The following is a 14,187-nucleotide window of genomic DNA, read 5'->3' as shown; positions in this document are numbered from 1 at the left end:
CTCTGGTTACTTTTGTATGTTTTTTTCAACTTGTTCTCGAACAGTTTGAATGTAATTCATTTTATGATCCCAACACTCTTGGCTTAAATCGACAGGGTATTCTTCAGGATTTAAAGTTCGCATATATTCTTCCCAAAATAGAGAGAGACTCTGTTCATTATATTTTTGAATATCTAATATACTTGGTAGTTCATATGTTCTTTCACCGTTAACGAAAATATCTTTATGCAGTTCACGGGCTTCAAAGTTTGTTACGAATTTACTTATATATGTGTGAACTGGATGGAACATTTTTAAGCGCTCTTCTTTTCCAGGTTCTTCAGAATCTAACGCAATATAATCGCCTTCTGCATGATCGTTTACCCGATTGATAATACGATAAATTCGTTTCAGTCCTGGAGTGGTAATTTTTTCAGGGTTAGATGAAATTTTAATCGTATCATTTAATTTTCCGTCAGTATCTTCAATCGCAACTAGTTTGTAAACAGCCCCCAATGCAGGTTGCTCAAAGGACGTAATTAATTTTGTCCCAACGCCCCATACGTCAATTTTTGCTCCTTGAGATTTAAGGTGCATAATTGTGTATTCATCTAAATCGCTAGAAGCGATAATTTTTGTATTTGTAAACCCTGCTTCATCTAATAGTTTTCGTGCTTTTTTCGATAAATAAGCCATATCACCACTATCAAGACGTATGCCATAGAAATCAATACGATCCCCAAATTCTTTTGCAACACGAATCGCATTTGGAACACCAGATTTCAATGTGTCATATGTATCAACGAGAAAGACGCACTTTTTATGAGTTTCAGCGTATTTTTTAAACGCGACGTATTCATCGCGATATGCTTGAACGAAAGAGTGAGCGTGTGTGCCAGCTACAGGAATCCCAAAGCGTTTCCCAGCACGAACGTTGCTTGTAGAGGAGAAACCACCAATAAAGGCAGCACGCGTCCCCCAAAGGGCAGCATCGAACTCATGGGCACGTCTTGTGCCGAACTCTAAAAGCTCATCATTACTTGCAGCATGTTTCATACGTGCTGCTTTTGTGGCAATTAATGTTTGGTAATTCACAATATTTAAGAGGGCAGTCTCAATAATTTGTGCTTCACCAAGTGGTGCATCAACACGTAATAAAGGCTCGTTATTAAATACAACTTCACCTTCTTGCATACTGCGAATCGTCCCAGTGAATTTCATATTTTGTAAATAATGAAGGAATTCTTCTTCAAATTGTAATTCTGCTAAATAAGCGATATCGCTTTCAGTAAAACTGAAATTTTCTATGTACTCTACAATTTTCTCAAGGCCAGCAAAAACAGCGTAGCCGTTCTCAAATGGAAGCTTTCGAAAATATAAATCAAAAACAGAACGGCGATTATGAATACCATCTTTCCAATATGTATAAGCCATGTTGATTTGATATAGGTCTGTATGTAAGGCATAACTATCGTCTTTATAATGAGTCATCGCGAGAACACCTCCATAATTTGGTTATAGTATACCAATTTTTCACCATTCGTAGCAAAGAAGAGATATTGATGTGAAGTCAAGAGAGAAAAAAATGAAATTATGCATATTTTTTAGAAAATTTATATTTATCAATTTATATTTCTCCAGATTTTATGTATTATTAGAGTAATGGGGGTAATGAGAATGGAGGAGGACAATGCAACAAACATTAGAAAAAATAGGCAAACAAGTCTTTTATAAACGGCTCCAGCAAAAAATGACACAAGAAGAATTATGTCAGGGCATTTGTTCTGTCTCATACTTAAGTAAGATCGAAAATGGAAAGATCGAAGCATCAGAAGAAATTCTACAATTGCTCTGCGCAAGACTAGAAATTGCTGTGACGGATTTGAGAGATGTAGAAGAAGATGTGAAGGGGAAGTTGGATGAATGGTTAAATGCACTAGTTCATTTAGACAAGCAACAAGTAGAACGTATATATGAAGAGTTGCAAGGTGAAATGAAGCATGTGTTGGATTTTGAAATTATAAATTATTATAAACTGCTGTATACACGTTATTTAATTATGAAAAGGGATTTTCCTGCTGTCGAAAAAGAGTTAGAGAGCTTAAAGAAGATGTACAAAAAGTATTCACCATTCCAAAAATTATTATATACGTATAGCAAAGGGTTATATTATTTTTTACAACATAGATATAAGAAGGCATTGGAGTATTTGACTCGAACAGAAGTAATGGCAAAGGAACAAGGTTATCATGAGAATGGAATATATTTCAATTTGGCTCTTGTTTATAATGAATTAGAAGTTGAACATATGACTTTACATTTTGCTAATGTAGCAATGGAAGGATTTAAGAATGAATATAAATTCCGTTATGTGATAAATTGCCAGTTACTTATTGCGTTGAGTTATATACAAAAAAAGCAATATAATGAGGCACTATCTATTTATAATAATATTTTGAGGGAAGCAAATTCTTTTGCTGATAAAGAAAGTATAACAGCTATTGCTTTAAATAATTTAGGCTTCTTGTACTATAACTTAAAAGATTATGCAAAAGCAAAAGATTATTATTTACAATGCCTAAAGTACAAAAAGGAAGAGGATTTAAATTATATTGATGCAGTGTATGAGATCGCTTTGCAGTGTATTGAATTAAAAGAATTTGAAGAAGCGAAAGATTGGATTAATAAAGGAATAGATGTTGCCAAGAGGGATGAAAAGTATAAAAGTATGCTATATATACTTTCAATGCTTAAGAATAAATACTTTGAAACGAAAGATGTTTATAAAAGATTTTTAGAAGTTGAGGCAATCCCATTTTTTAGAGGCGAAGAAAATAAAAAGGAATTAAAAATGGTGTATTTAGAACTAGCAGGATATCACGAGGAATTACTAGAATTTAAGGAAAGTAATAACTACTATAAATTAGCAATTAATTTATTAGAAGAAAAGGGAGGAAAATAATATGAAAAAAATAATTATTGGTGCTTTGGCTTTGGTAGCTGTATTAGTGGTATTGGAACCGCAATATGCTTGGACATCGGATATTTATGGTCAAGGCGAAAAAGTAGTAGAATTAATAAATTCTTAACAGAAACCCCTTTCCAATCGGAAAGGGGTTTTTCAATATTTGTTCCTCAAAATTCTACAAAACTTGAGAAAATAATTATTTGAATTTTTAGTATATTAATAGTGGAAACATAATGCTAATATAAAACTACTCTTTTTCAAAAAAATTTTTTATTAGGGGGAAGGTTCATGAAAAAGAAAAGTTTAGCGTTAGTGTTAGCGACAGGAATGGCAGTTACAACATTTGGAGGGACAGGCTCTGCATTTGCGGATTCTAAAAATGTACTCTCTACGAAGAAGTACAATGAGACAGTACAGTCACCTGAGTTTATTTCTGGTGATCTAACTGGAGCGACTGGTAAGAAAGCGGAATCTGTTGTGTTTGATTACTTAAATGCAGCAAAAGGTGATTACAAGCTAGGGGAAAAGAGTGCGCAAGATTCTTTCAAAGTGAAACAAGTGAAGAAAGATGCTGTAACTGATTCAACAGTAGTACGTATGCAACAAGTTTACGAAGGAGTGCCTGTATGGGGTTCTACTCAAGTGGCTCACGTAAGTAAAGACGGTTCTTTAAAAGTATTGTCTGGAACAGTTGCACCTGATTTAGACAAAAAGGAAAAGTTGAAAAATAAAAATAAGATTGAAGGCGCAAAAGCAATTGAAATCGCGCAGCAAGATTTAGGGGTAACACCGAAATATGAGGTAGAACCAAAAGCGGACTTATATGTATATCAAAATGGTGAAGAAACAACATATGCATACGTTGTAAATCTAAACTTCTTAGATCCAAGTCCAGGAAACTACTACTATTTCATTGAAGCAGACAGCGGTAAAGTATTAAATAAATATAATAAATTGGATCATGTAACAAATGAAGATAAATCACCAGTTAAGCAAGAGGCTCCTAAACAGGATGCGAAAGCAGTAGTAAAACCTGTAACAGGAACAAATAAAGTAGGAACTGGTAAAGGTGTATTAGGAGATACAAAATCACTTAATACAACGTTATCTGGTTCATCTTACTACTTACAAGATAATACGCGCGGGGCAACAATTTTCACATATGATGCGAAAAATCGTACTACATTGCCAGGAACTTTATGGGTAGATGCAGATAATGTTTTTAATGCAGCGTATGATGCAGCAGCAGTAGATGCTCATTACTATGCAGGTAGAACATATGATTATTATAAAGCTACATTTAACAGAAACTCTATTAATGATGCAGGAGCTCCGTTAAAATCGACAGTTCATTACGGAAGTAAGTATAATAATGCATTCTGGAATGGCTCACAAATGGTATACGGAGATGGTGATGGTGTAACATTCACTTCATTATCTGGTGGAATTGATGTAATTGGTCACGAATTAACGCATGCTGTTACTGAAAATAGCTCGGACTTAATTTATCAAAATGAATCAGGAGCGCTAAATGAAGCAATTTCTGATATTTTTGGTACTTTAGTAGAATTCTATGATAACCGTAACCCGGATTGGGAGATTGGTGAAGATATTTATACGCCTGGTAAAGCAGGAGATGCGCTTCGCTCTATGAGTGATCCAGCGAAATACGGTGATCCAGACCATTATTCTAAGCGTTACACTGGTACTAGTGATAACGGTGGGGTTCATACAAACAGTGGTATCATTAACAAACAAGCTTATTTATTAGCAAATGGTGGTACGCATTCGGGTGTAACTGTAACGGGCATTGGTAAAGATAAGTTAGGTGCAATTTATTACCGTGCAAACACACAATATTTCACGCAATCTACTACATTTAGCCAAGCTCGTGCTGGTGCAGTACAAGCTGCTGCAGACTTATATGGTGCAAATTCTGCTGAAGTAGCAGCAGTTAAGCAATCATTTAGTGCTGTTGGTGTAAACTAAGGCTTTAAGGAAGAGCTAGTAATAAAATACCTCAAAAATAAAGAAGGAGCATAGGCTCCTTCTTTATTTTTTTCTCCATTTTTTCCACAAATAAAACAATCCAATAACGCCTGCGATTGTTACAACCCACTTCGCTTCATTTGTTCCGTTCATGACTTGGTATGCCGAATATACTTCAATCAATAAGGCCGGTATTTTACCTATTGTACTGGCAATACTGAAGGAGAGTAATGACATTTTCCCTAGAGCTGCAAATAAAGTCACGATACTTGATGGGATGAAAGGTATCAATCGAAACGATAGAACGAGTAGAAAGGCCTCTCTACCTTCTACATAAAGAAGACGCTCTACCTTTGGGTACTTATTTACTTTATCGTGAGTGAACTTTTGAAGGCCCAGGCGGTAAATATAAAACGAGATAATAGCCCCTAAGGCCTCACCTGCGATCGAAATGATTGTGCCATTTGTTACACCGAAGAGCTGTATATTAATGGCGGTTAAAAAGATGCTAGGAATAACACCTAAAAGACTAATGATGATGTTAATTAAGATACTAAGTGGAATTGCGATTGAATAGTATTCTGTTAAGAAATTTTGAATCGTTTCAGCCATTGTTTAAAATCCTTTATCTTTTTTTGCATTACACCATATTTCGATTGTATAGGCAAGGGAAAATTTACATAATGTAGAAAAACGTTGATAAGAAGGGGTCCTGATACCTTATATAGGTATTAGGTATATAAAAATAGGGGTATTTTAAATTGTTTTGAAAAACAGTATAAAACCCTTTTTATAAAAGGGTTTTATAATTATATTATTGGTGATTTTATTTGGGAAATAATTATAAAATATAGGGGGTATATATTATAAAAGGCGAAAAATAGAGGGTTGATGAAATTGCGCAGGTAAATATGGAAAAATAGATGAAAAAAATGAAAACTGATAGATTTTTTCGTTGTGAAATTGACTTTTAGTGAAGTTGCGATAATAATCATGGAAGAGGTGATATGATGAAACGAATAAGTAGTCTTTTCTTCAGTAGTTTATTGGCATTAATGCTGATCTTAAGTGGATGTGCAGGAAAAGAACAAAAAACAGAGAAACAGACAGGTAATCAAGCTACATCGGTAGAAAAAATTAGTGATAATATTTTAGATGAAATGGAAGGACCACCTAAAAATGGTCATACGATTGAAAGACATGTAGGCAAGTCAGAAGAGGATTTGAAGAATCGCTTGAAGACAGATAAAGTGTCAGCCGCAAGTACATACTATGATAAAGAAACAGCGACGAAAGCTGTAAAAGATAGCTTGAAGCAACATGACAAGGAAATTCAAGATTGGTTAAAAAATTCTAAAGAGGCTCGTCTCGTATTAAATACAACTCATTCATTTCCTGTTGGAAAAACGGTAATAAAGAAAAATATGAGTGTAAAAGACAAGTTAGTAAAAACTGTTACTGTTTTAGCAAGAGATAAGTCAGGAGAATTAGGGTTTAAGATTATTACTTCTTATCCATCTGATAAATAAGAAGGGGGAGTACATTATGTATACGACATTACAATACTTTCTTAAATCGTACTGTACGTTAAGTATTCATGAGGATGAAATAGTAAGCGTGATGGAAGAGTTTATTGAACAAGAAGACGAAGAAATTGTTTTGAAATTACGTGATGAATTAATAAATATGAAGAAAAAGAACGCGTGGGAAGAGGCGTGTGTATTAGCTGCGAAGCAAGGAAATCGTATGTGGTCTTTAGAAGAAACGAAAGACCATCTTGAAACTTTTTTACTATTACTGCAAAAGAAAAAGGCGTGATTTAATCACGCCTTTTTCTTTATGCTATTCGGTTGGTATTATCTATTCTTTTGGAGCGCTTTTATATACGCTTTTTGAAATTTGTCCATTTGATATTACTTCCCCGTTTTGTGTTACTTTTTTATACGTAACCGCGGTGATTTTATCACTAGTTCTACTAATTACTTGAGAAGAAACTTCAACATTTTTACCAGTATTTGTACCGAAAATGCGTGTAGTAATACTACCTCCATTTGAAAATGCTTGAATATAAATATGATTGCCTGTATTATTTTTAAATTTTAAATCTGGACCATAATCTGCTACTGCTGCATCTTGCCCAAGTGGTAAATAATTTACTGGCATAGAATGATTGCTTCGAGAAACAATGCCTAAATCTGCCCTTAAAGCTGCACTGTATAATGTACTACTGACTTGGCAAACTCCTCCGCCTGCACTTTGTATTACTTTACCTTGTGAATATACTGCTGCAGATTTATAACCATGTGCAGCATCAGTTACGCCAACGCGACCGTTAAAACTAAATGTTTCATCAGGTGCGACAATAACCCCACTTAAAGTATTAGCTGACTTATTTACGTTAAATGATTGATTTCCGTTACGGCCAGCCATTGGAGTAGAATATTCAGCAATGACTTCTTTAATACCCATTTTCTGTATGTCTTCTGTAGAACGTTCTGGTTTTATGAATGTAACTGGTAATGTAACATCTGATTTACCAGTAGTAATAGCTTCATTTGTTAAACCGCTTAGTTTCCCTTTATCAATTTTTTCTCCGTTTTGGCTTTGACTAATATTTACTGTTGAGCCTTCAATACTTAATTCTGCGTTAACAGGATTTTTTAATGTTTCATTATATTTATCTTTTATAAAGGTTTCATAAGCTGTTGCATTTAATTGTGGTGTTAATTTATAGTCACGTTTTAATTCACCGTTTTCAGCTTGCTTACGCATTTTATAACGATTCATTACGTTTCCTTCTTGTTCTTTGAAGATTTTGTCAATAATATCTTTCTCTTTATAATTTATCCCTAAATCTTTCCATGTATAAGTTTGTTTATCGTTTTGGAATATGTAGGTAAGGGATTTTTGATCTAACTCAGTTACCTTTTGATTAATAATTGCTTGAATATCCTTCTTATTTTTTCCGTCGAGAGAAATACCTTCAAATGTAGTATTTGGTAATGCAGTAGTATCTAATTGATTATTTAATTTGGATACATATTGATATCCCCCAACACCGCCTACACAAAGTAATATGCCCCCAGCAATTGCAGAACCAATCAGTATTTTACTTAGCTTCATTTATTTCCCCCCAGAAATTTATGTATAAATATATGTATTACATTTTTTGTATAAAAATGATGAAAATAACATTATGTACGTACTAGTATACTATTATTTTCATTGTGTGTGTAATGTTTTCATAAAAAATGTTACACCGCTGTAATAATTGTCACTTCTTGTCACAATGTGTATGAAAAATATGTTGAAAAATATAATAAAAAGGCTGTCTAGAAAGATCTAGCAGCCTTTTTATTATAATTTTTTATGTTCATTTTTATTCGTAACACCGAGATGTTTTTGAAGGGTAGTTGAAATAGTATCGACGCTTTTTTCATTTGGAACGTAATAATAAATACCACCTATATATTTATCTGTACCCTCTACTTGCATTTTTTCCATTTTTAAATTTGAATCCATTGAATTTTTTGTAATTGTCATCATATCATCAAAAGTTAAATTGGTTTTTAAATCTTTATCGACAGCGTCTAGTAGGCCACCGATTTTATTAATGGAATTAAGAGATAGTGCCTTTTCAGCAATGGCCTCTAATACAAGCTGTTGACGTTGACCACGCATATAATCACTATCGATGTGACGAGTTCTAGCTAGTGCCAGTGCCTCTTCTCCATTTAAATGTTGACGTCCTTTTTTTAGATGAATTGCATCTGCTTCATCTTTACTATTTTGCTCTGTGAATTCAACTGGAACGTCCACAGTAATGCCACCAAGAGAATCAACAATTTTAATAAAGGATTTAAAATTGAATTTTACATAATAATCAACTGGAACATCTAAAAAGTTCTCTACCGTATCAATTGTGCTGTCTACACCACCGAATACGTGCGCATGTGTGATTTTATCGTATTTATCACGTGATTTAATGTAGACGCGTGAGTCACGTGGAATGCTTACAAGTTTAACGGATTTATCGTTTTTATTAATTGTTGCAAGTAATAACGCATCTGTTCGAGTTGCTTTTCCATAACCTTTTTCCCTAATATCACTTTCATCAACACCCATAATTAGTACGGAAATATTGTCGGTCATAGGTTTAACTGCTTTTTCACGTTTACTGGACTTATCTCCTCGACCTAGTTCAGCATAAGCGTTATTTAAGACGGACTTTGCTTTACTGTATATATGGAAGGAGTAGCCTCCTGCTCCAAGTGCTACAATTAGTAATGGAATAAGAAGGAACCAAAGTAGGCGTTTTTTCTTTGAGCGTCCTTTTTTGGCTCGCGTATTGTTGTTCGTGTCGGATTTCATCATTTTTTCTCCTTTAAAACTATCAAAGTGTATACATTTAGAAGTGTATTCAAACACATAAAAAATATTTTACGCTAAATAAAAGCGATTGTACATGTATAAAAAATAGATGTCTTGATTATTTATAAGACACCTATTCGTTATTGTATACAAAAGATAGGGATAAGAAAATGATAAAATTTTACCTAATTACAACATAATGCTTACGATAATTGCAGATAAAATACTAACGAGAGTAGCTCCATATAGTAATTTAAGGCCAAACCTCGCAACAACGTTTCCTTGTTCTTCGTTTAGTCCTTTTACCGCACCTGAAATAATACCAATGGAAGAAAAATTGGCAAAAGATACAAGGAAAACAGAAATAATACCAACTGTACGGGGAGAAAGGCTATTAGAAATTTTACTAAGGTCCATCATTGCGACAAATTCATTCGTTACAAGCTTCGTTGCCATAATGCTGCCAGCTGCGACAATTTCAGAACTGGGTACACCGATAAGGAATGCGATAGGTGCAAATACATAGCCGATTAATTGTTGGAACGTAATACCGAATATAATGAGGAACAGGTCATTAATACAACTAATTAATGCGACGAATCCGATGAGCATAGCGCCGACAACAATGGCTACACGAAAACCATCAAGAATGTATTCTCCAAGCATTTCAAAAAAGCTTTGTTTTTCACCTTTGATTTCTAAAATATCTTCGTCATCTTTAACGTCGTAAGGGTTAATGATGAGTATGATAATAAAACCGCTAAATAAATTGAGAACGAGTGCAGTTACTACATATTTAGGTTCAATCATTGTCATATAGGCACCTACGATAGACATAGATACGGTTGACATAGCAGAGGCACAAAGTGTATAAAGACGGTGTTTTGGAATTTGAGCTAATTGTTTTTTCACTGTAATAAAAACTTCTGATTGGCCGACAATGGCAGAGGCGATAGCGTTGTAAGATTCTAATTTACCAAGACCATTTATTTTACTAAGAAAGTACCCGATCCAACGAATAAAAAATGGTAATATTTTGAAATGTTGTAATATACCAATTAAAACAGAAATAAAGACGATTGGTAATAATACAGTAAGGAAAAATGGCATTTCACCTTTATTTGCAAGACCACCAAATACGAAATTTATTCCATCAGCAGCATACTCGAGTAGCTTGGTAAACAAACTGGAAATGATTCTAATAAGTATGAGGCCGATTTCTGTATTTAATAGTAAATAGGTTAAAATTAACTGTATAATAAGCATGATAAAAATTGGTTTAAATTTAATATGCTTCTTATTATTGCTAGCAATATAAGCGAGCAAGAAAACAACAATTAGTCCGACGAAAAAAGTAATGAATTTCATGGTAAGCCCCCTAAAAGAGATATTCTGCTATATATGTTTTTCATTTCAAGGGAGAATATGCATCTTTGGTAAAGAAAGGAATAGAGAGAGCATGAATATATGTAGAGTGCATCACGTTGCAATTATTTGTTCGAATTATGAGACGTCAAAGGATTTTTATACTAGAATATTAGGGTTTAAAGAGATAAATGAAGTATATAGAAAGGAACGAGATTCTTATAAATTAGATTTATGTGTAGGAGAAGAGTATCAAATCGAATTATTTTCATTTCCAAATCCGCCTGAGCGCAAAAGTTTTCCAGAAGCAGCCGGTCTTAGACATTTAGCATTTGCTGTTACAAATATAGAAGAAGCTGTGAAGCATTTAAACCAATGTGGTGTTGAGACGGAACCGATCCGTATTGATGAAATAACGGGGAAGAAATTCGTCTTTTTCCAAGACCCTGATGCTTTACCTTTAGAATTGTATGAGGTTTGAAAATTGGTGGATTTTATATAGAGTTGCTGTCCAATAATTGAAGAAACTAAAGTGAAACTTCTTTTTAAAAGGAGGTGTAACTTTAGCTAAGAAAGCTAAAGAGCATATGTGGATATTTTAAAATTATTGATGGTAGTCATTCTTATTGGGTTAACAGCATTTTTTGTGGCTGTTGAATTTGCAATTATTAAGGTACGTAGCAGTCGTATTGATCAACTCGTTAGCGAAAAAAGACGAGGTGCACTGGCAGCTAAAAAGGTAACTTCAAATTTAGATGAATATTTATCGGCCTGTCAGCTAGGTATTACAATTACTGCTTTAGGGCTTGGGTGGTTAGGGGAACCAACCATTAAACATTTACTCGAGCCGTTGTTTTTAAAATTAAAATTCTCACCTGCAATTTCCAGTACAGTTTCATTTATTATTGCCTTTGCAGTAATTACATTTTTACATGTTGTCATTGGGGAACTTGCTCCAAAGACATTTGCTATACAAAAAGCAGAACAAGTTAGCTTATTGTTATCGAAACCACTTATTTATTTTTACCGAGTTATGTATCCGTTTATTTGGGCTTTGAATGGTTCAGCGAGGGTTGTAACTGGTTTATTCGGATTACATCCAGCTTCTGAACATGAAGTAGCTCATTCAGAAGAAGAATTAAGGTTAATCTTATCTGAGAGCTATGAGAGCGGAGAGATTAACCAAAGGGAATTTAAATATGTAAATAATATTTTTGAATTTGATAATAGAGTAGCAAAAGAAATTATGGTACCTCGTACGGAAGTTGTAGGCTTATATGAGGACGAACCATTTGAAACACATATTAAAGTAATCGCGCAAGAAAAGTACACGAGATATCCTGTATTTGGTGAAGATAAAGATGAAATTATTGGGATGGTTAATGTAAAAGATTTATTTATTCGTTATATGGATGGTAATCGGGATGAGGAGTGCTCAATTATGCCATATACAAGGCCAGTTATTGAAGTGCTAGAAAATATTCCAATTCATGATTTACTATTACAAATGCAAAGAAAACACATTCCATTAGCTGTATTGTATGATGAATATGGTGGTACAGCTGGGATTGTTACACTAGAAGATATTTTAGAAGAAATTGTTGGAGAAATTCGAGATGAATACGATGAAGATGAGAATCCTCCTATAGAGCATGTAAGTGAAGGTTATAAAATCGTAGAGGGAAAAGTGCTTATTAGTGAAGTAAATGATTTGCTTGGCATACATTTAATTGCTGATGATGTAGATACAATTGGTGGCTGGATTATGGTACAAAAACAAATCGTTGCTGAAGGAGATATTATTGAGAAACACGGTTTTTATTTTAAAGTCCTTGAAAAGGATATGCATCAAATTAAACGAGTGGAAATAAGGAAAGTAGAAGAATGATTTTCTATAAACTTTAATAAAAAGGATATACAGAAAAATAAATGTTTGCGCTTTCAAAAAAGGTGCTATATAGTGAAGGTGGATACTGAAAAATTCTTCTGAATGATACTCGTGTTTTTAGAGGGCGGATTTTTTGGATAAGGATTTAGAATGAAAAAGTATAGGTGATAAAAATGATAGCAACGAAGTATATACGTATAGAAAAAGATTTTTTAGGTGAAAAAGAAGTACCAAGTGCAGCTTATTATGGTGTACAAACATTACGTGCCGTAGAAAACTTCCCAATTACAGGATATCGCATTCATCCATCACTCATTACAGCAATGGCAATTGTGAAAAAAGCGGCGGCGCTTGCGAATATAGATACTGGTTACTTAGCTAAAGACATTGGGCATGAAATTGCAGAAGCAGCGCAAGAAATTGTTGATGGAAAGTTTCATGATCAATTTATCGTGGATCCTATTCAAGGTGGAGCCGGAACTTCTATTAATATGAATACAAATGAAGTAATTGCGAATAGAGCGTTAGAACGTATGGGATATGAAAAAGGGGCGTATGCGAAAATTAGCCCAAACACCCATGTGAACATGGCCCAATCAACGAACGATGCGTTTCCAACAGGGATTCATATTGCAACTCTTATGATGTTAGAAAAGCTTCTTATTACAATGGAAGAACTTCATTCTGCTTTTCGTAAAAAAGCAAAAGAGTTTGATCATGTTATTAAAATGGGACGCACACATTTACAAGATGCAGTTCCAATTCGCCTTGGACAAGAATTTGAAGCGTATAGCCGAGTGCTTGCGCGTGATATAAAAAGAATTAAACAGTCTCGTCAGCATTTATATGAAGTGAATATGGGGGCGACAGCTGTTGGTACAGGATTAAATGCAAATCCTACGTATATTGAACAAGTGGTAAAACATTTAAGAACGTTTAGTGGATTCCCACTTGTTGGTGCAGAGCATTTAGTTGATGCAACGCAAAATACAGATGCATACACAGAAGTATCTGCAGCACTTAAAGTATGTATGATGAACATGTCTAAAATTGCAAACGATCTTCGTATTATGGCGTCTGGTCCACGTGTTGGGTTAGCTGAAATTCAATTGCCAGCACGTCAGCCAGGTTCATCGATTATGCCAGGAAAAGTAAATCCAGTTATGGCAGAAGTGATTAACCAAGTCGCATTCCAAGTAATCGGAAACGATCATACAATTTGCTTAGCATCAGAAGCAGGACAATTAGAGTTAAACGTAATGGAGCCTGTGCTTGTATTTAATTTAATTCAATCTATTAGTATTATGAATAATGGATTCCGTGTATTCCGTGAATATTGTATTGAAGGAATTACGGCAAATGAAGAATTGCTGAAGCAATATGTTGAGAAAAGTGTTGGAATTATTACAGCAGTTAATCCTCATATTGGTTATGAAGTAGCATCTCGTATTGCACGTGAAGCAATTGAAACAGGGAAATCTGTTAGGGAGTTATGTTTAGAACATGGTGTACTGACAGAAGAGGAATTGGATATTATTTTAGATCCATTCGAAATGACTCACCCTGAAATTGCTGGAGCTTCTTTATTAAAAAATAAACAAATGTAATGTGAAAAACACCGATCCAC

Annotated in this window: 13 protein-coding genes; 8 read left to right on the top strand and 5 right to left on the bottom strand. The window is 34.1% G+C overall.

Annotation, left to right across the window (positions count from 1 at the left end):
- Positions 1–6 precede the first annotated feature (6 nt).
- A complete protein-coding gene (locus MKY38_RS19240) occupies positions 7–1,470 on the bottom strand; it encodes a nicotinate phosphoribosyltransferase (protein ID WP_000150184.1) in 1,464 nt (487 codons plus the stop codon).
- Between the two features lie 199 nt (positions 1,471–1,669).
- Here MKY38_RS19240 and MKY38_RS19235 point away from each other — a divergent pair, with 199 nt between their 5' ends.
- From MKY38_RS19235 to MKY38_RS19225, 3 genes are all read left to right on the top strand, one after another.
- Positions 1,670–2,941, top strand: coding sequence for a helix-turn-helix domain-containing protein (locus MKY38_RS19235; protein ID WP_001187937.1), 1,272 nt, complete (start codon positions 1,670–1,672; stop codon positions 2,939–2,941).
- 1 nt (position 2,942) lies between these two features.
- Positions 2,943–3,068 carry an NprX family peptide pheromone gene (locus MKY38_RS19230; protein ID WP_000720172.1) on the top strand — a complete coding sequence of 42 codons (126 nt, stop codon included), beginning with the start codon at positions 2,943–2,945 and terminating at the stop codon, positions 3,066–3,068.
- Positions 3,069–3,235: 167 nt separating this feature from the next.
- Positions 3,236–4,936, top strand: coding sequence for a M4 family metallopeptidase (locus tag MKY38_RS19225; protein ID WP_097862258.1), 1,701 nt, complete (start codon positions 3,236–3,238; stop codon positions 4,934–4,936).
- Positions 4,937–4,999: 63 nt separating this feature from the next.
- Here the strand turns inward: MKY38_RS19225 and MKY38_RS19220 are convergent, their stop codons facing one another.
- Entirely contained in the window at positions 5,000–5,548 is a 549-nt protein-coding gene (locus MKY38_RS19220; RefSeq protein ID WP_000852232.1) for a TVP38/TMEM64 family protein, read from the bottom strand.
- A 398-nt stretch (positions 5,549–5,946) separates the two neighbouring features.
- On the opposite strand from MKY38_RS19220, the gene MKY38_RS19215 reads away from it, so the two are divergent.
- Positions 5,947–6,465, top strand: a complete 519-nt coding sequence (locus MKY38_RS19215) for an RNase A-like domain-containing lipoprotein (RefSeq protein ID WP_000822694.1) — start codon at positions 5,947–5,949, stop codon at positions 6,463–6,465.
- A 16-nt stretch (positions 6,466–6,481) separates the two neighbouring features.
- Complete coding sequence (locus tag MKY38_RS19210) at positions 6,482–6,754, top strand: hypothetical protein (protein WP_000288803.1); 273 nt, start codon at positions 6,482–6,484, stop codon at positions 6,752–6,754.
- A gap of 42 nt (positions 6,755–6,796) precedes the next feature.
- Here the strand turns inward: MKY38_RS19210 and MKY38_RS19205 are convergent, their stop codons facing one another.
- The 3 genes from MKY38_RS19205 to MKY38_RS19195 form a co-directional block, all read right to left on the bottom strand.
- Complete coding sequence (locus MKY38_RS19205) at positions 6,797–8,059, bottom strand: VanW family protein (RefSeq protein ID WP_000777355.1); 1,263 nt, start codon at positions 8,057–8,059, stop codon at positions 6,797–6,799.
- Positions 8,060–8,293: 234 nt separating this feature from the next.
- Complete coding sequence (locus tag MKY38_RS19200; protein WP_002163841.1) at positions 8,294–9,310, bottom strand: LCP family protein; 1,017 nt, start codon at positions 9,308–9,310, stop codon at positions 8,294–8,296.
- Between the two features lie 186 nt (positions 9,311–9,496).
- Complete coding sequence (locus MKY38_RS19195) at positions 9,497–10,675, bottom strand: NupC/NupG family nucleoside CNT transporter (RefSeq protein WP_000668866.1); 1,179 nt, start codon at positions 10,673–10,675, stop codon at positions 9,497–9,499.
- Between the two features lie 91 nt (positions 10,676–10,766).
- Between MKY38_RS19195 and gloA2 the strand changes: the two genes are divergently transcribed.
- The 3 genes from gloA2 to aspA all read left to right on the top strand — a co-directional run bounded on the left by gloA2 (position 10,767) and on the right by aspA (position 14,167).
- Positions 10,767–11,153: an SMU1112c/YaeR family gloxylase I-like metalloprotein gene (gene gloA2 / locus MKY38_RS19190; protein WP_001017674.1), complete on the top strand. Its 387-nt coding sequence runs from the start codon at positions 10,767–10,769 to the stop codon at positions 11,151–11,153.
- A gap of 108 nt (positions 11,154–11,261) precedes the next feature.
- A complete protein-coding gene (locus MKY38_RS19185) occupies positions 11,262–12,560 on the top strand; it encodes a hemolysin family protein (protein ID WP_000353314.1) in 1,299 nt (432 codons plus the stop codon).
- Positions 12,561–12,733: 173 nt separating this feature from the next.
- Positions 12,734–14,167, top strand: coding sequence for an aspartate ammonia-lyase (aspA, locus tag MKY38_RS19180; RefSeq protein WP_309305222.1), 1,434 nt, complete (start codon positions 12,734–12,736; stop codon positions 14,165–14,167).
- Positions 14,168–14,187: the final 20 nt, after the last annotated feature.

The sequence above is a fragment of the Bacillus sp. FSL R5-0585 genome, from assembly GCF_038004545.1.
GTDB lineage: Bacteria > Bacillota > Bacilli > Bacillales > Bacillaceae_G > Bacillus_A > Bacillus_A cereus.
This window is presented reverse-complemented; position numbering and strand designations above follow the sequence as displayed.